The organism is Pseudomonas sp. TWI923 (genome assembly GCF_039673365.1).
Lineage (GTDB): Bacteria > Pseudomonadota > Gammaproteobacteria > Pseudomonadales > Pseudomonadaceae > Aquipseudomonas > Aquipseudomonas sichuanensis.
Window position 1 is genome coordinate 1 of record NZ_JBDJLM010000090.1, and the last position, 18,962, is coordinate 18,962.

At 59.8% G+C, this 18,962-nt stretch carries 18 protein-coding genes and 1 pseudogene; 17 read left to right on the forward strand and 2 right to left on the reverse strand.

Annotated features, from left to right (window positions below; genetic code table 11):
- The 11 genes and pseudogenes from ABE459_RS23010 to ABE459_RS23060 form a co-directional block, all read left to right on the forward strand.
- Positions 1-101: pseudogene (locus ABE459_RS23010) on the forward strand (type VI secretion system tube protein Hcp); the annotation flags it as partial.
- Between the two features lie 84 nt (positions 102-185).
- Positions 186-3,131, forward strand: coding sequence for a type VI secretion system tip protein TssI/VgrG (gene tssI, locus ABE459_RS23015; RefSeq protein WP_323830636.1), 2,946 nt, complete (start codon positions 186-188; stop codon positions 3,129-3,131).
- Positions 3,128-7,714 carry an RHS repeat-associated core domain-containing protein gene (locus tag ABE459_RS23020; RefSeq protein ID WP_323830635.1) on the forward strand — a complete coding sequence of 1,529 codons (4,587 nt, stop codon included), beginning with the start codon at positions 3,128-3,130 and terminating at the stop codon, positions 7,712-7,714. Before tssI ends, ABE459_RS23020 begins: the two co-directional genes overlap by 4 nt.
- Before the next feature lie 27 nt (positions 7,715-7,741).
- Positions 7,742-8,248: a hypothetical protein gene (locus ABE459_RS23025; RefSeq protein ID WP_323830634.1), complete on the forward strand. Its 507-nt coding sequence runs from the start codon at positions 7,742-7,744 to the stop codon at positions 8,246-8,248.
- A 40-nt stretch (positions 8,249-8,288) separates the two neighbouring features.
- Complete coding sequence (locus ABE459_RS23030; protein ID WP_323830633.1) at positions 8,289-8,642, forward strand: hypothetical protein; 354 nt, start codon at positions 8,289-8,291, stop codon at positions 8,640-8,642.
- A 174-nt stretch (positions 8,643-8,816) separates the two neighbouring features.
- A complete protein-coding gene (locus ABE459_RS23035; protein WP_323830632.1) occupies positions 8,817-8,948 on the forward strand; it encodes a hypothetical protein in 132 nt (43 codons plus the stop codon).
- Between the two features lie 30 nt (positions 8,949-8,978).
- The gene (locus ABE459_RS23040; protein WP_323830631.1) at positions 8,979-9,404 is read left to right on the forward strand and encodes a hypothetical protein; all 426 of its coding nucleotides are present in this window, start codon (positions 8,979-8,981) and stop codon (positions 9,402-9,404) included.
- A gap of 230 nt (positions 9,405-9,634) precedes the next feature.
- The gene (locus ABE459_RS23045; RefSeq protein ID WP_323830630.1) at positions 9,635-10,099 is read left to right on the forward strand and encodes a hypothetical protein; all 465 of its coding nucleotides are present in this window, start codon (positions 9,635-9,637) and stop codon (positions 10,097-10,099) included.
- 189 nt (positions 10,100-10,288) lie between these two features.
- Positions 10,289-10,681: an Imm50 family immunity protein gene (locus ABE459_RS23050; protein ID WP_323830629.1), complete on the forward strand. Its 393-nt coding sequence runs from the start codon at positions 10,289-10,291 to the stop codon at positions 10,679-10,681.
- A 363-nt stretch (positions 10,682-11,044) separates the two neighbouring features.
- Positions 11,045-11,527 (forward strand): DUF4265 domain-containing protein, encoded by a 483-nt coding sequence (locus ABE459_RS23055; protein ID WP_323830628.1) that lies wholly within the window; start codon positions 11,045-11,047, stop codon positions 11,525-11,527.
- Positions 11,528-11,949: 422 nt separating this feature from the next.
- Positions 11,950-12,246: a hypothetical protein gene (locus ABE459_RS23060; protein WP_323830627.1), complete on the forward strand. Its 297-nt coding sequence runs from the start codon at positions 11,950-11,952 to the stop codon at positions 12,244-12,246.
- Positions 12,247-12,335: 89 nt separating this feature from the next.
- On the opposite strand, the gene ABE459_RS23065 is transcribed toward ABE459_RS23060, so the two are convergent.
- Together ABE459_RS23065 and ABE459_RS23070 are read right to left on the reverse strand one after the other, a co-directional pair.
- A complete protein-coding gene (locus tag ABE459_RS23065) occupies positions 12,336-12,605 on the reverse strand; it encodes a DUF3077 domain-containing protein (RefSeq protein WP_125463394.1) in 270 nt (89 codons plus the stop codon).
- 155 nt (positions 12,606-12,760) lie between these two features.
- Positions 12,761-13,009, reverse strand: a complete 249-nt coding sequence (locus ABE459_RS23070; protein WP_323830626.1) for a hypothetical protein — start codon at positions 13,007-13,009, stop codon at positions 12,761-12,763.
- 490 nt (positions 13,010-13,499) lie between these two features.
- Here ABE459_RS23070 and hemA point away from each other — a divergent pair, with 490 nt between their 5' ends.
- The 6 genes from hemA (at position 13,500) to ABE459_RS23100 (ending at position 18,858) form a co-directional block, all read left to right on the forward strand.
- A complete protein-coding gene (gene hemA, locus ABE459_RS23075) occupies positions 13,500-14,777 on the forward strand; it encodes a glutamyl-tRNA reductase (RefSeq protein WP_110994771.1) in 1,278 nt (425 codons plus the stop codon).
- Positions 14,774-15,856 (forward strand): peptide chain release factor 1, encoded by a 1,083-nt coding sequence (gene prfA / locus ABE459_RS23080; protein ID WP_110994772.1) that lies wholly within the window; start codon positions 14,774-14,776, stop codon positions 15,854-15,856. The genes hemA and prfA overlap by 4 nt, the downstream gene beginning before the upstream one ends.
- On the forward strand, positions 15,856-16,686 hold the full coding sequence (prmC, locus tag ABE459_RS23085) for a peptide chain release factor N(5)-glutamine methyltransferase (protein ID WP_323830625.1): 831 nt from the start codon (positions 15,856-15,858) through the stop codon (positions 16,684-16,686). The genes prfA and prmC overlap by 1 nt, the downstream gene beginning before the upstream one ends.
- The gene (locus ABE459_RS23090; protein WP_125860352.1) at positions 16,680-17,435 is read left to right on the forward strand and encodes a molybdopterin-synthase adenylyltransferase MoeB; all 756 of its coding nucleotides are present in this window, start codon (positions 16,680-16,682) and stop codon (positions 17,433-17,435) included. Before prmC ends, ABE459_RS23090 begins: the two co-directional genes overlap by 7 nt.
- The gene (gene murI / locus ABE459_RS23095; protein WP_125465531.1) at positions 17,428-18,225 is read left to right on the forward strand and encodes a glutamate racemase; all 798 of its coding nucleotides are present in this window, start codon (positions 17,428-17,430) and stop codon (positions 18,223-18,225) included. The genes ABE459_RS23090 and murI overlap by 8 nt, the downstream gene beginning before the upstream one ends.
- Before the next feature lie 114 nt (positions 18,226-18,339).
- The gene (locus tag ABE459_RS23100; protein ID WP_323830661.1) at positions 18,340-18,858 is read left to right on the forward strand and encodes an acyloxyacyl hydrolase; all 519 of its coding nucleotides are present in this window, start codon (positions 18,340-18,342) and stop codon (positions 18,856-18,858) included.
- Positions 18,859-18,962: the final 104 nt, after the last annotated feature.

The window sequence follows — 18,962 nt, forward strand, 5'->3', positions numbered from 1 at the left end:
ACCTGGAAGACGTGCACTTCACCTACCGCAAGATCACCTGGACCCACGAAGTGTCCGGTACTTCCGGTTCCGACGACTGGCGCGCGCCGGTCGCAGGCTAAGCCTGGACCCACCGCAGCCCGCCGCGTTCGCGCAGCGGGCTGCGGTCGTTTTGCCACCGAATTTTCGCAACATGAGGGACAAGGATGTTTGCCGCCGCGAACCAGACCCACTTCAGCTTGCACATCGATGGCCTGGAGCATGACTTCCAGGTCCTCGCCTTCGACGGCACGGAAGCCATCAGCCAACCCTACGCCATCGACCTGGAGCTGGTCAGCGAGCACCCCTCGCTGAACCTGGAGAGCCTGCTGCACAAGCCCGCGTTCCTTCAGCTCGGCGACGATGGTCGAGGCCTGCATGGCCTGATCTACCGCGCCGCGCAAGGCGAGGCAGGCAAGCGCCTGACCCGCTACCAGGTCACGTTACGCCCGCAACTGGCGTACCTGGCCCACCGCATCAACCAGCGCATGTTCCAGCACAAGACCGTGCAGGCAATCATCGCCCAGGTGCTCGAGGAGCATGGCATCCTCGCCAACGCCTACCAATTCCAACTGGGCGCGACGTACCCCGAGCGCGAGTACTGCGTGCAGTACGACGAGTCCAACCTGCAATTCATCCAGCGGTTGTGTGAAGAAGAAGGCATCCACTACCACTTCCGCCACCGCGCCGACGGCCACCAACTGGTGTTCGGCGACGACCAGACCGTATTCCCCAAGCTGGCCCCGGTGGCCTACCAGCAGGATGCCGGGCTTGTTGCTGACACGCCGATGATCAAGCGCTTCGGCTTGCGCGTGGAAACCCGCACCAGCAGCGTCACCCGCCGCGATTACGACTTCAAGAAGCCGCTGATCCAGCTCGAAGGCGCCGCCGACAGCCTCGACGAACCGGCTCTGGAGGACTACGACTACCCCGGTCGCTTCCTCGACCGCCCACGCGGCAAGCACCTGGCCAACCGCGCCCTGGAACGCCACCGCAGCGACTACCAGCAGGCCAGCGGCGACAGCGACCAGCCCCTGCTCGCCAGCGGGCACTTCCTGACCCTGGGCAGCCACCCCAACGCCCAGTGGAACGACCTGTGGCTGCTCACCGACGTACGCCACCAGGGCCGCCAACCGCAGGTATTGGAAGAAGCCATCACCAGCGACGTCGATGCCAAGTACGACGGTTTCCAGCAGGGCTACCGCAACTTCTTCGTGGTGACCCCGTGGCAGCAACCGTTCCGCCCGCCGCTGCTGCATCCCAAGCCCAAGGTGCTGGGCACCCAGCGCGCCGTGGTCAGCGGCCCGGCCGGCGAAGAGATTTACTGCGACGAGTACGGCCGCATCAAGGTGCAGTTCTTCTGGGACCGCGAGGGCCGGGCCGACGACAAGTCCAGCGTGTGGATGCGCGTGGCCAGCAGTTGGGCCGGGCAGGGCATCGCCGGGCTGCAACTGCCGCGTATCGGCATGGAGGTGTTGGTCAGCTTCCTCGAAGGCGACCCCGACCAGCCCTTGGTGACCGGCTGCCTGTACCACGGCGTGAACATGCCGCACTACAAGCTGCCCGACCTGAAGACCCTGGCCACTATCAAGAGCAAGGAATACAAGGGCAGTCGCGGCAATGAACTGCGCATCGACGACACAACCAGCGAAATCAGCATCTCCCTGCGCAGTGACCACGGCGCCAGTGCGCTGAACCTCGGTTACCTCACTCACCCCAGACCGAGTGGCGGCGCCCCGCGTGGTGAAGGTTTCGAACTGCGCACCGACCGCCACGGCGCCATCCGCGCCGCCGGTGGCCTGTTGCTCACCACCGAGCCCCGCGCCAACGAAGCCAAGCACCACAAGGACTTGCCCGAAACCGCCGAACGCCTGGCCACCGCCAGCGACCAGCAGGACAGCCTGGCGGAACTTGCCAAGCAGATGCAGGCCCAGGAACCCGGCGACCAGGACACCGTGGCCAAGGACCTGCACAAGCAGCATCAGGGCATCCTCGGCAGCGGCCCCGGCGACCTGACGAAAAATGAGTTCGCCGAATTCACCCAACCGCACCTGGTGCTGTCGAGCCCCGCCGGTATCGCCCTGACCACCCCCGGCCCCAACCACCTCACCAGCGGCAGCCACCTGGCCCTGAGCAGCACCGGCCACACCAGCATGTCCGTCGGCAAGCGCCTGCTGGCCAGCGCCAGCCAGGGCATGCGTTTCTTCGTGCAGAGCCTGGGCTGGAAGCTGGTCACGGCCTCCGGCGACATCGACATCCGCGCCCTGAAGGACAGCATCAACCTGCTGGCCAAGCTCGACATCACCGCCAACGCCGACCGCATCCTGCTCAAGGCCAAGACCGAACTGGTGGTGCAGGGCGGCGGCAGCGCCACCACCTACAACGCCGGCGGCATCACCCACGTCACCAGCGCCAACTACACCGCCAAGGCCGCCCAGTTCGCCCATATCGGCGCGGCGAGCATGGCCGGCACCTTCCCCGAACCACCCAAGCCGGGCAAGGGCGCGCTGGAGCTGTTCAACCTGTACGCCAACACCAAAGGCATCAAGGCCGGCGACTACGAAGTTACCGATGCCCTGGGCACGGTGCTCAAGGGCACGCTGGACGGGCAGGGGTTCAAGGCCGTGTCCGGTGCCGCGCCGGGGCCCGCCTGGGTCAACTTCGGCCGCGATCCCTCGCCACCCTGGGCGCCGAGCAGCTACATCGGCGAGGTCGAGTGGCCGGTTCAGGCCCCAGACCCCAACAGCCTGTCGAGCCAGCTGGAGTCGCTGGTCGAGAAGCTGCCGCTGCCCAAGGGCGAGGGCGGCCTGTTCGACAAGGCCAAGCAACTGGCCGGCAGCGGCATGGACGCGGCCAAGAGCGGCATGAGCCTGCTCAAGACCGGCCAGGGCGCCATGCAGACCGCGCAACAGGTACAGGGCGCATTGAAAGGCGGCGTCGCCGGCCTGCCGCAGCTGGCCAGCACCGCCAGCTCGGCGCTGCCGGCCGCCTCCAGCGCCATGGCCAGCCTGCCAAGCCTGCCCAAGCTGCCAGCGATGCCCAAGCTCCCCGCTTTCAAGGCCCCGAGCCTGAACACCGTCACCGATCTTCTGCCAAGTGAACTGATGTCATGACCGCCGATACCTCTGAAAAATCACGTCCAGCCCAGGCGGCGGTCGTCCCTCTCGATCAGATCGGCATGGCCGACGTCAGCCGCGGCGCCGCCGTGTTCGACGCTTGGCTGCGCGAGATCAGCGGCGGTTACGTCAACCTCGAACGGCTCAAGGACACCGCCGAGGTGCTGCCGGTCATTGGCAACATCATCGCCCTGGTGGATGCCGTGGGCGATATCGTCAGCCTGGCCAGTGCCAAGGAACCCGACCCCTGGGATTGGGTGAGCCTGGGCATCAACCTGATCGGCGTGATCCCCGCCCCGCCGACCATGGCCGCCGCACGCAAAGGGCTGCGGCCGATGCTGACCCTGGCCCGCCAGGAGGGCAAGGAGATCCTCGGCGACGCGCTGGTCGAGATCATCGTCGGCCACCTCAACGCTGACCTGCTCGGTGAGCTGGACACCTTCCTGGTCGACGCCCAGGGCCAGCTCGACAGCATCCTCGGCGATGCCGCCAAGACCGGCGAGAGGCTGATCCTCAACACCGCCGATGCCATCGACGCCATCGTCCTCGGCAAGCTCGACAGCAAGGGCGACCTGGACAAGGCCACGCAGATGGCGCAGAAGGTCAGCGAGACCTGGAAGTCCGACCCGTCGGTGGCCTTCGAGAACGCCTTTGGCGCGCTGAGCAATGCCTACTCGGCCATGGGCAAGGGCGCAGCCAACACGCTGCTGAGCAACGCCGTGCCCACGTCGGTGCAAAACGACGTGCTCAAGAGCACCCAGCAGTTCCGCAAGCTCGCGCCGCAGATGAGCGGCAAGCTGATGAGCCTGGCCAACGCGGACAACAAGGACTCGATCAAGAGCCTGCTGGTGATGCTGCATGACAGCAGTACGAAGTGGCACCACCGCAATCCCAAGGCCATGCCTACGGTGGTCAAGCAGGACAAAGTCACCGAAGCCAAGCACCAGGGTTCCAAGGGCCGTACCGAGTCGATCACCAACCAGGGCCCGGCCACCAAGGCGGCCAATGACCAGAAGAACGAGGCCTGCACCAGTACCTGCAACCGCATCAACTTCGCCCTGGGCAGCGAGTCGCTGCACCATACCGACTTCAGCCTGCCTGGCCCGTTCCCGATCACCTGGACGCGTACCTACAACTCGCGCCTGGACAAGCTCGACGACGGGATCCTCGGCGCCCGCTGGATCACCGAGTTCACCACCTGCATCGACGTGCTCGACCAAGGCGTGGTGTTCCACGACATGGACGGTCGTAGCCATGAGTACCCGCTGCCCAAGCAAGGCAAGCCGCACCACGACGCGGTGGAGTACTTCACCCTGGTGCGTACCAGCGAGCAGCAGTTGGTGCTGCTGCGTGGCCTTACACGGCAGGAAACCTACGCCCGCCATGGCGACCGCTTCTACCTGACGCACATCAAGCTGCGCAGTGGCGCCGGCGCGATGTTGCACTACGAGCACCGCCACCACGACCGCCCGGTGCTGTCGGACATCAATACCTATCAGGACGACGACCCGAGCAAGGTGCACCTGCAACTGGGCACGCTGCTCGATGATCACGGCCACCTCCAGGGCCTGTGGCAGGTGGTCGATGGCAAGCCGCTGCGCCAGCTGTGCGCCTACCACTACGACGATCAGGGCGACCTGACCGCCGCCCAGGACGAGTACGGCGCCGCTTGGCGCTATCAGTATCAGCACCACTTGATCACCCGCTACACCGACCGTACTGACCGCGGCATCAACCTCGAATGGGACGGCAGCGGTCCAAAGGCCAAGGCCATCCACGAATGGGCCGACGACGGCAGTTTTGAGACCCGTCTGCAGTGGGACGAGCGCATCCGCCTCACCTATGTCACCGATGCCCACGGCCAGGAGACCTGGCACTACTACGACGCTGAGGGTTACACCTACCGGATCAAGCACCCGGACGGTAATTCCGAATGGCTGTTCCGTGACGTGCGCAAGAACGTCATTCGCCACGTCCACCCCGACGGCAGCCAGGACCGCTACGTCTACGATGACCGCAGCAACCGCCTCAAGCACATTCGTGCCGACCACAGCGTGGTGCACTTCGCCTACGACGATCAGGATCAACTGATCAAGATCAGCGACGCCGAGGGCGGGCAGTGGCTGCGCGACTACGACGAGCGCGGCAACCTGGTCGAGACCATAGACCCACTGGGCAACAAGACCGAGTTCGCCTACACCCCGGCCGGGCTGGTCAAGGCGATCAAGGACGCCATCGGCAACGAGAAGAAGCTCGCCTACAACGACGCCGGGCAGTTGCTCGAATACACCGACTGCTCGGGCAAGACCAGCCAGTGGACCTATGACGCCTTTGGTCAACTGAGCGAATTTGCCGATGCGGCGGGCAATAAGAGCGCCTATGAGTACAAGGCCGGCCACTTGGCCAAGGTCACTCATCCGGACAAGACCGAAGAGCGCTTCGAACGTGACGCCGAAGGCCGCCTGTTGGCCCATGTCGATGCCCTCGACCGCTGCACCACTTGGTCCTATACCGCTGCCGGCATGCTGGCTGAGCGGGTCGATGCGGCGGAACATACCCTGCGCTACCGCTGGGACAAGCTCGGTCGCTTGATCGGGTTGGAAAACGAAAACGAGAGCAAGGCCAATTTCCTCTACGACCCGGTTGGCCGATTACTGCAGGAGACCGGTTTTGACGGTCTGGTGACTCGTTACCAGTACGACCCGTACAGCGGTCGGCTGGCGAGCACTCAGGTAGGCCAGCGCCGCATCGACTTGCGTTTCGACCGCATGGGGCGGTTGGCTGAGCGTACCGCCAGCTTGGGTGACCAGAGCCAAGTCGAGACGTACGCCTACGATGGTAATGGCAAGCTGATCCAGGCCATCAACGCCGCCAGCAAGTTGCAATGGTTCTTTGACGAAGCGGGCAACCTGACCCGTGAGCACCAGCATTACCTGGCCACCGGCACGCCGATGGTTGCAGTGTGGCAACACGAGTACGACACACTCAACCAGCGTGTGTCGACTATTCGCCCGGATGGGCACAAGGTCAGTTGGCTGACCTATGGCAGCGGCCACCTGCTCGGCATGACCCTCGACCACCATGAGATGCTGGCCTACGAGCGCGATGATTTGCACCGCGAGGTGGTGCGTCATCAGGGCAACAAGTTGATGCAAACCCAAGCCTGGGACCCGGCCGGGCGTTTGCAGGAACAACTGCTGGGCAGTCACGACGGCCAGTCCACCTTGCTCAAGCGTCAGTACCGCTACGACGCTGCTGGGCAACTGACCAACATCCACGACACTCGTCGTGGTCAGTTGGAGTACCAATACGATCCAGTCGGTCGTTTGCTGCAAGCCACTAGCCGGCTGGGTGTGGAAACCTTCGCTTTCGACCCGGCGGGTAACCTGCTGGATCAGAAGGCCCAGGAGCTGAACCGCCCGCTGGAAGCGGATCCGCGTCGCAACAAGCTGATGGACAACCTGCTGCATGAATACGCCGGCACCCATTATCGCTATGACGAACGGGGCAACCTGATCCATCGGCTGCATAACGGTTCGCGCGCCCATTTCACCTGGGACCTGTTTGACCGGCTGGCCAGCTACAACGACGACAAGCTCAAGGTCGACTACAGCTACGACGCCTTGGGTCGACGCCTGCACAAGCATTCGGTCGCGCACTTCTGGGATAAGCCGGAAGCAGGGACAGGTTGGAACCAGTTGCAACGGGCCAAGCGGCAACGCGAACTTGGCTGTGGCTTCACCTTGTTCGGCTGGGACGGCGACACCCTGGCATGGGAAAGCTCGCCGCCGCGAGATGAAGGCGATACCGGGCGTACCGTGCACTATCTGTACGAACCGGGCAGCTTTGTGCCGGTCGCCCAAGCCCTGCGCAAGAGTCCGATCCGCCTTCACAAGCAACCGGACTGGAGTCAGCACGAGTATGACTTCGATCAGGATCCGCTGTGGCACACCGAGGTGAAGCCACAACCGTTCGACGCGATCGCCTGGTATCAGTGTGACCACCTCGGCACGCCGATGGAGCTGACAGACGAGCAGGGCAATATTGCTTGGGCAGGGCAGTACAAGGCGTGGGGGGAGGTGCGGGAGGAGCGTTCGGAGTGGGCTAAGCAGCATGGCCTGAGTAACCCGATCCGCTTCCAGGGGCAGTACCACGACCACGAGACCGCGCTGCATTACAACCGCTACCGATACTATGATTCCCAGGCTGGCAGGTTCATCAGTCAAGATCCGATCAAATATCATGGTGGCTTGCATTTATATGCTTATGCCCATAATACGACTGAGTGGGTTGACCCATTGGGGTTGGCCAAGCATAGTCCAGCTAGTGCATATTGCCAGCAAAAGAAAACCAAGATAGAAAATATAAAGAAGGATCTGGATAAACGCTGGAAAGAGTTGGAGTCTGATGAGCAAGGCCTTCCGGAGTATATTGGGCCAGGCGAAGCTTTATACCAAACGCGTCGTGGGCATCGTACTATTATCAACGCGCTTGACAGTCAGTTACGAGCTCGTGAGAAAGAATATGATGAGGACTGTGGTGAAAATGCAATTCAAACCAGATGTCCTTGTAAAGGATAACGGCACGTCGGTTTTCAAGAGGTTTCTATGACTGCAGCAACTGATGTGGCTTCCATTAAGTGTGAGCTTCTCAAAATATCAGGAAAGGGTGGGGCTAAAAAAATACTGGCTGAGGCGAAAAAGTTTGATGATTTGATTTCGCATTACGAGACTATTCCAGATGCCTGTTTTAGTCTTTGGCTCGATATTTTCTCTGATCCAGAACTTTATAATAAGCCGGGAATACATATATTTGTTCTTAATCTCCAGGTTTGCATGTATGCAATCTCTGAGAGTCAGAAGGAAAGTGCGTTACATGCCATAATGGCTAACTATGCTAATTATAGTAATTTAGAGACCTGCTGGCATGTGGGTGACTTAGTTGCTCGCTGCTATGAAACAGAGATAGCGTTTGATTTCTTTGAAAGTTTATTCTCCATTTCTACTGAGCAGGGACGAGAGGGCATTGCGCTTGGATTGGACATACTTGGGAGGCAGGATAAAAGCACTAAATCAAAGAAAATGATTGAGAAAATTCTCCGTGGTGATGGTTGAGTGCACTAAGGGTGCACCATGACTCACAGGATAGCCCGTCATGCGAAAATTTAAACTCAATGAGGTTTATAGGTTGGAGGATCTTATTGGTCTTGTAAGAAACAAGGCGGATAGGGGGTGCATTTATGCGGTATACAGTAAGATGGGTGTGGATGAGCTGGCTTTAGGGCAAGAAGTCTTTGCTGGTGATACCCCATCGTATGATGATGGCGAGAATGAGGTTTTACCGCAAAAAGTTCAAGATGCCGACTATGAGCTTTGCTATATGCGAGATAGCTTTCAAGATGTTATTGACTTGGCTGTCTCGCAAAATCCTAAAGTCAGTAATGAGGTTTTAGTGAGGTGTTTGAATCACTATGCTGATTACGATGATTTTTTGGATGTTGCTCCTTAAATGTTAGTGTTTGAGTAGCTGCTGCAAGAAACTGGCTTCGATGGCCTTGTAATACGATCCAGCCGGCCGCTTGCAGTAAGCCACGAGGCCTTTGAGCGTGGAAACCTTGCCTTCGACCCGGCAGGCAACCTGCTGGATCAAAAAACCAAGAGCTGGACCGCCCGCTGGAAGCGGATGCGTTGCAACAAGCTGATGGATAACATGCTGCGCGAGCACGCCGGCACCCATTACCGTTACGCCGAACGTGGCAAGCTGATCCACCGCTTGCACAACGGTGCACATGCCCACTTCACCTGGGGCTCGTGATGTAATGAAGAATTTAGGGGTGGAATGGTAATGAGCTTTGCTTGCGGTGAGATTGTCTGGCCTGAAAATGGTCGAGAGGCAAATATATTACTAAGAGACTTCATGCTCAAAGCCCTGAGGGTGATTGACTATAAGTTTCCTGAGGTTTTGCCGGATCCGTTGGGGTTAACTGATAAGTATGTTTCATGTGAAATCGGGCAGCTAGAATGTAAAGAGCTGGCCACAAAATGGAGGGGGCAAATTGCAGGCGCGGCAGGTGTTAGAGATTTGCATAGTAAAGATGCACTGAGCGCCCGTTTGGCTATGCTATTGCTTAGTATTGATGAGTCTGACGATCAAGAGATGATGTCAGAGAAATTAGGTTGGTTTATGGAGTTTCTTCAATGCGGTGGTGAGAACTACAAGCTGGCGAATGAAATTCTAGTAAAGCATTTCATCTGCTACGTAGAGAAGTGAACTTGCAGTAAAGTACTACAAAAGATGGGTGAGCATATTTTCGCTGCACTATAGTGGGGGAATAAGTTCGTCCATTTTTTGCGAGAATAACGTTGAAAGTGTTTAGCAATTGAAGGCAGTTGTAGGTGGAGGCACATCAACAACAACTCGCAACGACGGGAAGTCAATGCCGTATTGCAAATCTTGTGGTCGTGTGATGAGGAACTTGTTGCTAGAGATGGGGCTGTATCATGCTCGGAACAGTAGATCAGTTGATGGTTGATAGGTTTGAAGAGGACTTTTTAAATTCTGGCCTTGCCACTTATGACCTTTCTTCCTGTTTGGCCGGCTACTTGAAAGGCTTATTGGGTTCGGGGGAGGTTGGTCTTGATTGTGACGCTAATAGTAAAATTGTCGAGTTTTTAGATTCTGCAGAAAAGAGAGAGTGGCCTGCGACTGAAACTCCGGAGAAAGAAATGGCCAGGAAGTACTTTTGGTCGAAAGTCCACTCGTATAAAGGTGTGGACGATGCTTTGTCATCTTTCGCTAGGTGCTGTGTTTTTTGTGCGAATAATGATGAAGATTGGGTGGGCCACTTACTAGGTGAAGATACGCCTTTTCTTCTATATGCTGACGAACTGGAAAGAATGCGGAGTGGGAAAACGGAAGAATTGGTGGCGTATTTTAGAGAGTTTTTAAGTTTGCCAGAAAAGTGAAGCTGATGGGAAGGATGGATTTATCTTTTGTTCTAAAGTAAAGAAAATAAATCCGTCCCCTCTTCTAAGTTGTGGAGGGGTTGGAGAGCAGTCGTCTCATAATGGCGTCAGGTCTATAGGCAATCCTAGGGCGGGCTCTGTTGATGGTGTAGGTGATCACTATTGCTTCAACTGTCGGAACAGGAAATAATGAGTTTCGTTCGGTTTGTGAATCCGCAGGCATTAACAGTCATTTATGATGAGGTTCCTTCTTTTGTTGGTGCTGAAGTGCTGGAAGTTATATTTAAGCAGGACGGGCCATCGATTTTTGTTAGATTCATGACGAAGGAAAAGCCTCTGAGAAAACCTTCTAGGTGGCCGAGTCTATATGATGTTGTGCATATGCAAATTTCATTTGGTGCGGTGGAGGGTTTAAGTTTTTCAAAGTGGGGAAGGGATAATGTTGTTCTAGAGGCGTCGGGCTTCCTTATGGATGGTAGGGAAGGATTGGCGTTTAACTTCGAAAATCACTGCCGGCTAGAGTTTTCGTACGATTGGGCTCGTGTGGAGAGTATCAATTATGGCCTCATTGGAAAACCATAACATTGTCCAAATGGGGGGCAGAATGGCAAATTTACCCCCCCCGCTTCTCGCTGTAGAGATTCGGTTTATATCTTCGGGATTGAGTCCTGAAATTCGCTATGGGTGTCCGATCAGGTGAGCACAAGCCGTTTGGCCCGTGCTGAAATAGCCCTCTGCTAAACTGCCTACAACTAGCCGATACTCCATGAGTCAGATTAAGCCTTCCGATCTCGGGTGGGTCGGCATGTACCTTGACCATACAAATCTACCCACATCCAAGGGAGAGGATTTGGCACATGTAATATTGCTTTGGAAGGGGCGTCTTGCAGTTTCAGTGCTGGGAATGGTGGTTATGTGTCGAAAGAGGAAGCTATGGGGTGCTTCGTGGAAAGTAAAGAGAGCTCCTGTGTTATCAAGGTGTTTGTTTCGAAAAGAAAAGGCCCAGTATATGAAGAACTTCCTGCTCTTCGAAAAGGCGAGCATGTCTATGAACTCTTGTCATCTCCTGGGCTCGCCCTTAACCTTGCAAAGGGGGACCTGATTAATATTGAAAATCCAAGCTCCCCTGCTGTGGTGATAAGAAGAGGGGGTAATTTCTGCATTAATTTGTATGCGGAGCATATTGATGCGGACACGATTTCAAGGCTTGAGGCTGAAGTGAATAATTCGCTGGGTGGTACGCTTGATGGCGTATATCGAGGGAATTTGGCGTTTAGTGTTCCAGCGAGAAGTGGGCGGGATAAAATTAGGGAGGTGTTTAATAAGTTCAAGGAGGAGACAGGCATAGAGTGGTACTATTCGAATATATATAAGAATTTCAATGATCTTGATGATGATACGTTATTGGACTGGTGGCTAGATAGTTAGGCTCATTGCTTTGTGGGGGTGGCGGGCGCGACTAGTTTGACGGCTGTTAAGAGTTTCTTGTGCGAAAAATTTCGTATGGCAACTGCTTTGTTCAGCTGTAATCGCCATGTCACCAAGAGCCTGCGCATTACGGCCGGTTGGTTAGCTAAAGGGACGATAAACTCAAGATCGATTACAGCTACAGCGTCCTAGGGCTCCGTCCGCAAACCATTCGAAAGCACACTTCCGGGGCAGGCCCAAGGCCGATAACCGGTGGAGCCAGTAGAGTATGAGAAACGCTATTTTCTGAGCTTGGAGAGTGTCTAGGAAACCAGGGGCGATTCAGGAGAGCGATCGGAGCTAGCTAGCCGGCATAGATTTTTGACCGTTGGTCATGTACCTCCGTCCTCAATCACGATTGTTCGACCTTAGGAAGTCAGTATATGAATGATCAGTTGATCAAAATCTTTATCGAGAAGTGGCTGGAATTCGATCTCCAATTGCGTGAGAAACGTGGCTTAAATGACGCACTGCATCAGGAACTGATGGGTTTATTGAAGCAAATCAAGGAAAGGCTGGATAACCAGAACGCCATTCCCAAGAACCTTGCTGAGATCTTTTTAGACATGTGGGGTGCGATGACCAGCAGCGCCGATCTGTATGATAGTGATGAACGAGACGAAATCTACCAAGCAGCCGATCATTTGACCGACTGTGCCAGGGACATCTGTGCCGAGTGATCAGAGGCGAGCCCAAGCATATTTGGCGCGTGCATCGCCCAACGCAATTGCCAGGGAGCCGGCACGCCGACGCCCTGGCACAGCACCACTCAGTGCTTCATCCCCAACTCGGCATCATCCATCAGCGCCTTGGCCAGCGCGCTCAGGTAGTACGACGCCCAAAGCAGTTGGGGTTTCTCTTCCATGATCCCGGCGATGGTCAGGTCGCGTACGCAGCCCATCAGTTCCGAAGCCTGGTCACGGGCGTGCTGGCAGGGGATGCCGGGTTCGATGCAGAACAGCGGGGCGGTCATGCCTTCGCCTTGGTAGAACTTGGTCTTGCCCGCAGTGGTGCGGGGCGTGGTGTCGTCTGTGTTCATTGCTCACTCTCCCTGAAATGATCGGTGCCTGGGCGGGCGCTATCGCGGGTCAAGCCCGCTCCCACGGATGCAGGCATAACCCTGCGTGCTGGGGGTGGCGTGGGAGCGGATTTCACCCGCGATAGCGCCCGCCCAGGCGACACATGACCAACGGCCTAGTGGAACGCCCGGGGCTCCATCTGCGGCATCTGCACCTGAATCAGTGCCGACTCAAGCAGCACCCGCAGCGCCTCGATCTCATGCATCAACGCCATGATCAGAATCGACGCGGGTGACTTGGACTGCTGGACCGAAATGGCCTGATGCGCAACAGCCTGTGCGCACAGGGCGTACTCGGTGCACTGGATCAGGGTGTCTTCAAGGGAATGATGATTGTGGGGTGGATCTGGGACGATCTTTAGCATGGTTACAGTCCTGTTCGGGAAATAAGGACCACCACCGCAAGCTGTCAAACAAGAAGGTGGCAGCTGTACATGGGTTGACAGACCGGTGAACAGAACCAGAAACCGGCGCACACGGAGGTGCCCCACGCACAGCCGCCATAAAAGCAAAGCCATGCGGTTTGTTCAGGGCGGCCTGTCAAAGCCGATCACTGTTTTCGCAGCGACCGCCCGAGACTAGAGGCCAACCCAGACCACCGCAATGGCTTGAAAGGACCTGGCAGTATGTTTGGGAAATGGACTACAGGAAAGGTGCTTAATCTGATTCTTCCCATTCACATTTACCGCCCACCACCCCGTAAAAAGTCGCCTGGCCGTGGGAGCCTTCGCCTTAGAACCTGTCGATACCCACCCTCGCCACCGCCTGCCTATCGCCACAATAGCGAACGGTGGTTGTTCTAAAACCTGCGAAGTAGGACAATTATCGGCTTCACGTCCCAACCAGCGACCTTGCATGGCCTTTCTTGCACTTGGTATCAACCATAAGACTGCCTCGGTAGACGTACGCGAGCGCGTGGCGTTTACCCCAGAGCAGCTGGTGGATGCCCTGCAGCAGCTCTGCCGACTGACCGCCAGCCGCGAGGCGGCGATCCTGTCCACCTGCAACCGCAGCGAACTCTATATAGAGCAAGACCAGCTCGGCGCCGACGCGGTGCTGCAATGGCTGGCCGACTATCACCAGCTGAGCCTCGATGAACTGCGCGCCAGCGCTTATGTGCACGAAGAGCACGACGCGGTGCGGCACATGATGCGGGTGGCTTCGGGCCTCGACTCGCTGGTGCTGGGCGAACCGCAGATCCTCGGCCAGATGAAGTCGGCCTACGCCGTGGCCCGGGAGGCCGGCACCGTCGGCCCGCTGCTCGGGCGGCTGTTCCAGGCCACCTTCAGCGCCGCCAAGCAGGTGCGCACCGACACCGCCATCGGCGAGAACCCGGTGTCGGTGGCCTTTGCCGCGGTCAGCCTGGCCAAGCAGATCTTCTCCGACCTGGGGCGCAGCCAGGCGCTGCTGATCGGTGCTGGCGAAACCATCACCCTGGTCGCCCGCCACCTGCACGAGCAGGGCGTGCGCCGCATCGTCGTGGCCAACCGCACCCTCGAACGCGCCAGCATGCTGGCCGAACAGTTCGGCGCCCACGCCGTGCTGCTGGCGGATATCCCGCAGGAGCTGGCCAACAGCGACATCGTCATCAGCTCCACCGCCAGCCAGTTGCCGATCCTGGGCAAGGGGGCGGTGGAAAGCGCGCTGAAGCAGCGCCGGCACAAGCCGATCTTCATGGTCGACATCGCGGTGCCGCGTGACATCGAGCCGCAGGTCGGCGACCTGGATGACGTCTACCTCTACACCGTCGACGACCTGCACGATGTGGTCGCAGAAAACCTCAAGAGCCGCCAGGGCGCGGCCCAGGCCGCCGAAGAGCTGGTGTCGGCCGGTGCCGACGATTTCATGGTGCGCCTGCGCGAGCTGGCCGCGGTGGATGTGCTCAAGGCCTATCGCCAACAAAGCGAGCGCCTGCGCGACGAAGAGCTGCAAAAGGCCCAGCGCCTGCTGGCCAACGGCGGCAACCCCGAAGAAGTACTGGCGCAACTGGCCCGGGGGCTGACCAACAAACTCCTGCACGCGCCCAGCGTGCAACTGAAAAAGCTCTCTGCCGAAGGCCGCCTCGATGCACTGGCCATGGCCCAGGAACTCTTCGCCCTCCATGAGGGCTCGACGGACAAAACCCCGCAATGAAAGCGTCGCTGCTGAACAAACTGGACACGCTCCAGGACCGCTTCGAGGAACTCACCGCGCTGCTGGGTGATGCCGAAGTCATTTCCGACCAGACTCGCTTCCGTGCCTATTCCCGCGAATACGCCGAAGTCGAGCCGGTGATCGCCGCCTATAAAGAGTGGCGCAAGGTCCAGGATGACCTCGAAGGCGCCCAGGCGCTGCTCAAGGACGCCGACCCCGACCTGCGCGAAATGGCCGTCGAGGAAGTGCGTGAGGCCAAGGAGCAGCTGGTGGGCCTTGAGTCGAACCTGCAGCGCATGCTGCTGCCCAAGGACCCCAACGACGGGCGCAACGTGTTCCTGGAAATCCGCGCCGGCACCGGCGGTGACGAGGCGGCGATCTTCTCCGGCGACCTGTTCCGCATGTACTCGCGCTATGCCGAGAAACGCGGCTGGCGCCTGGAGATTCTCTCCGAGAACGAAGGCGAGCACGGCGGCTACAAAGAGATCATCGCCCGGGTCGAAGGCGACAGCGTGTACGGCAAGCTGAAGTTCGAGTCCGGCGCCCACCGCGTGCAGCGTGTGCCCGAGACCGAGTCGCAAGGCCGCATCCACACCTCGGCCTGCACCGTGGCCGTGCTGCCTGAGCCCGACGAACAGGTGGCGATCGAGATCAACCCGGCCGACCTGCGCGTGGACACCTACCGTGCCTCTGGCGCCGGCGGCCAGCACGTCAACAAGACCGACTCGGCGATCCGTATCACCCACTTGCCGACCGGCATCGTGGTCGAATGCCAGGAAGAGCGTTCGCAGCACAAGAACCGTGCGCGGGCGATGTCCTGGCTGTCGGCCAAGCTCAACGACATGCAGACCAGCGCCGCGCAGAACGCCATTGCCAGCGAGCGCAAGCTGCTGGTGGGTTCGGGCGACCGTTCCGAGCGTATCCGCACCTACAATTATCCACAGGGCCGGGTGACCGACCATCGCATCAACCTCACCCTCTACTCCCTCGACGATATCCTCGCCGGCGGTGTGGACGCGGTGATCGAGCCGCTGCTGGCTGAGTATCAGGCCGATCAGCTGGCCGCCCTGGGGGATTGATGACCATCATTGCCAGCCTGCTGCGCAACGCGCAGTTGCCGGAGTCGCCCACCGAGCGCCTGGACGCCGAGCTGCTTTTGGCCGCGGCCCTGGGCAAGTCGCGCAGCTACCTGCACACCTGGCCCGAGCGCATCGTCAGCAGCGAGGCCGCCGAGGCGTTCGCCGGCTTCATCGAGCGCCGTCGCGCGGGTGAGCCGGTGGCCTACATCCTGGGCCAGCAAGGCTTCTGGAAGCTCGACCTGGAAGTGGCGCCGCACACCCTGATCCCACGCCCGGACACCGAGCTGTTGGTGGAGACCGCCCTTGAGCTGGTCCCGGCCACGCCTGCCCGGGTGCTGGACCTGGGCACCGGCACCGGCGCCATCGCCCTGGCCCTGGCCAGCGAGTGCCCGGCCTGGCAGGTGACGGCGGTGGACCGTGTCGACGAAGCCGTGGCGCTGGCCGAGCGCAACCGTCAGCGCCTGGGCCTGGGCAATGCGCAGATTCGCGCCAGCCATTGGTTCGATGCACTGGCCGGTGAGCGCTTCGACCTGATCCTCAGCAACCCCCCCTACATTCGCGCCGCCGACCCGCACCTGGTTGCCGGCGATGTGCGTTTCGAGCCCAGCAGTGCCCTGGTTGCCGGCGAAGATGGCCTGGACGACCTGCGGGTGATCGTCGCCCAGGCGCCGCAGCACTTGCTGCCCGGCGGCTGGCTGCTGCTCGAACATGGCTACGACCAGGCCCCGGCGGTGCGCGAACTGCTGGCGGCCAGCGGCTTCATCGATGTCGCCAGCCGTGTCGACCTGGGCGGCCACGAGCGCATCAGCCTGGGGCGCCTGCCATGCTGAGCGACCTGGAGCTGTTGCGTTACAGCCGGCAGATCCTGCTGTCGCAAGTGGACATCGATGGCCAGCTGCGCCTGAAGCACGGCAAGGCGCTGGTGATCGGCCTTGGCGGCCTGGGCTCGCCGGTGGCGCTGTACCTGGCCGCTGCTGGCGTTGGCCAATTGCACCTGGCCGATTTCGACACCGTCGACCTCACCAACCTGCAGCGCCAGGTCATCCACGACAGCGACAGTGTCGGCATGAGCAAGGTGGATTCGGCGATCAAGCGCCTGCAGGCGATCAACCCGGAAATCACCCTGGTCGCCCATCGCCAGGCGCTGGATGAAGATTCGCTGGCCGCCGCGGTGGCGGCGGTGGACGTGGTGCTGGACTGCTCCGACAACTTCGGCACCCGGGAGGCCGTCAATGCCGCCTGTGTCGCGGCCGGCAAGCCGTTGGTCAGCGGTGCGGCGATCCGCCTCGAAGGCCAGTTGTCGGTGTTCGATACGCGGCGCGACAACAGCCCCTGCTACCACTGCCTGTACGGCCATGGCAGCGAGGCCGAGCTGACCTGCAGCGAAGCCGGTGTGCTGGGCCCGTTGGTTGGGTTGGTCGGCAGCCTGCAAGCACTGGAAGCCCTGAAATTGCTGGCGGGCTTCGGTGAGCCGCTGGTGGGGCGCCTGCTATTGATCGATGCGCTGGGCACCCGCATGCGCGAACTGCGGGTCAAGCGCGACCCAGCCTGCGCCGTGTGCGCTACCCGCCATGGCTGAAGGGCTGGCGCCGGTCGGCGTGATGGATTCGGGGGTCGGCGGTTTGTCGGTGCTCGCCGAAATCCAGCGCCTGTTGCCCAATGAATCGCTGCTGTATGTGGCCGACAGCGGCCACGTCCCCTATGGCGAAAAGTCCCCCGACTACATTCGCCAGCGCCTGCGTCATATCGCGGGGTTTTTCCGCGAGCAGGGCGCCAAGGCGATGGTCCTGGCCTGCAATACCGCTACCGTGGCGGCAGTCGCCGACCTGCGCGAGCTGTACCCCGACTGGCCGCTGGTGGGCATGGAGCCGGCGGTCAAGCCGGCGGCGGCGGCAACCCGCTCTGGCGTGGTTGGCGTGCTGGCCACCACCGGCACGCTGCAAAGCGCCAAGTTCGCCGCCTTGCTCGACCGTTTCGCCAGCGATGTGCAGGTGATCACCCGGCCTTGCCCGGGGTTGGTGGAGTGCATCGAGGCCGGCGACTTGGCCAGCCCGGTCTTGCGCCAATTGCTGGCGGGCTATGTGCAGCCGTTGCTCGAGGCGGGCTGCGACACCTTGATCCTGGGCTGCACCCACTACCCCTTCCTGCGCCCGCTGCTGGCGCAGATGGTCCCGGCAGACGTGGCGATCATCGACACCGGTGCCGCCGTGGCACGCCAGCTCCAGCGCCTGCTGGCGGTGCGCGGCTTGCTCGCCGAGGGGCCGGCGCAGCCCACCCGGTTCTGGAGCAGCGCCGACCCGGCCACCCTGAAAAAAATCCTGCCGTTGCTGTGGCATAAGTCTGACTGCGTGCAAAGCTTCCCTTTATAAAAAGTGTGAAGGGCGTCAATCGCCGTTGGAACTATCGTTTCGCCGTCGATTTCTACCGCTCTGCCTGCATGGCGGGCAAACACAGCAAACACCATCAGGAAGTAGGGGGTGCGCATGCGCAAACTGGGCGTCTTGGCGGCTGTTGCCGCCGTTTCTCTGGGGCAGGCAGTGGCTGTGCAGGCTGCTGACATTTCGTTTTCGGTGGGGCAGACGGGGGACTCGACCTGGGTCTATCGGCTGGGCTTGCAGTCGAACTGGGACGCCAGCTGGTGGCAAACCGGGGTCGGGCGCCTGACGGGGTACTGGGATGGCGCCTACAGCTATTGGCAGGGTGACAAGACCGCCAGCAACCACAGCCTGTCGTTCGCGCCGGTGTTCGTCTATGAGTTCGCGGGCGAGTCGGTCAAGCCCTACATCGAGGCGGGGATTGGTGTAGCGGCATTCTCCAGCACCGAACTGGAAGACAATCGGTTGGGTTCGTCATTCCAGTTCGAGGACCGTGTCGGCTTTGGCCTGCGCTTCGCGGGCGGGCATGAGCTGGGCATTCGCGCCACCCACTATTCCAATGCCGGGTTCAAGCAGCCCAACGACGGGGTGGAAAGTTACGCCCTGCATTACCGCATGCCGTTGTAGAACTGAGCCCTGCTTCCAGCGTTGGGGCCGCTGCGCGCCCCTTTCGCGGCACAAGGCCGCTCCTACAGGGGAACGCGATCTCCTGTAGGAGCGGCCTTGTGTCG

Bases quoted from the DNA above. Each gene is read 5' to 3' on its own strand.
- tssI (WP_323830636.1), top strand. From the start codon at position 186: ATGTTTGCCGCCGCGAACCAGACCCACTTCAGCTTGCACATCGATGGC.
- ABE459_RS23020 (WP_323830635.1), top strand. From the start codon at position 3,128: ATGACCGCCGATACCTCTGAAAAATCACGTCCAGCCCAGGCGGCGGTC.
- ABE459_RS23025 (WP_323830634.1), top strand. From the start codon at position 7,742: ATGACTGCAGCAACTGATGTGGCTTCCATTAAGTGTGAGCTTCTCAAA.
- ABE459_RS23030 (WP_323830633.1), top strand. From the start codon at position 8,289: ATGCGAAAATTTAAACTCAATGAGGTTTATAGGTTGGAGGATCTTATT.
- ABE459_RS23035 (WP_323830632.1), top strand. From the start codon at position 8,817: ATGCGTTGCAACAAGCTGATGGATAACATGCTGCGCGAGCACGCCGGC.
- ABE459_RS23040 (WP_323830631.1), top strand. From the start codon at position 8,979: ATGAGCTTTGCTTGCGGTGAGATTGTCTGGCCTGAAAATGGTCGAGAG.
- ABE459_RS23045 (WP_323830630.1), top strand. From the start codon at position 9,635: ATGCTCGGAACAGTAGATCAGTTGATGGTTGATAGGTTTGAAGAGGAC.
- ABE459_RS23050 (WP_323830629.1), top strand. From the start codon at position 10,289: ATGAGTTTCGTTCGGTTTGTGAATCCGCAGGCATTAACAGTCATTTAT.
- ABE459_RS23060 (WP_323830627.1), top strand. From the start codon at position 11,950: ATGAATGATCAGTTGATCAAAATCTTTATCGAGAAGTGGCTGGAATTC.
- ABE459_RS23065 (WP_125463394.1), bottom strand. From the start codon at position 12,605: ATGAACACAGACGACACCACGCCCCGCACCACTGCGGGCAAGACCAAG.
- ABE459_RS23070 (WP_323830626.1), bottom strand. From the start codon at position 13,009: ATGCTAAAGATCGTCCCAGATCCACCCCACAATCATCATTCCCTTGAA.
- hemA (WP_110994771.1), top strand. From the start codon at position 13,500: ATGGCCTTTCTTGCACTTGGTATCAACCATAAGACTGCCTCGGTAGAC.
- prfA (WP_110994772.1), top strand. From the start codon at position 14,774: ATGAAAGCGTCGCTGCTGAACAAACTGGACACGCTCCAGGACCGCTTC.
- prmC (WP_323830625.1), top strand. From the start codon at position 15,856: ATGACCATCATTGCCAGCCTGCTGCGCAACGCGCAGTTGCCGGAGTCG.
- ABE459_RS23090 (WP_125860352.1), top strand. From the start codon at position 16,680: ATGCTGAGCGACCTGGAGCTGTTGCGTTACAGCCGGCAGATCCTGCTG.
- murI (WP_125465531.1), top strand. From the start codon at position 17,428: ATGGCTGAAGGGCTGGCGCCGGTCGGCGTGATGGATTCGGGGGTCGGC.
- ABE459_RS23100 (WP_323830661.1), top strand. From the start codon at position 18,340: ATGCGCAAACTGGGCGTCTTGGCGGCTGTTGCCGCCGTTTCTCTGGGG.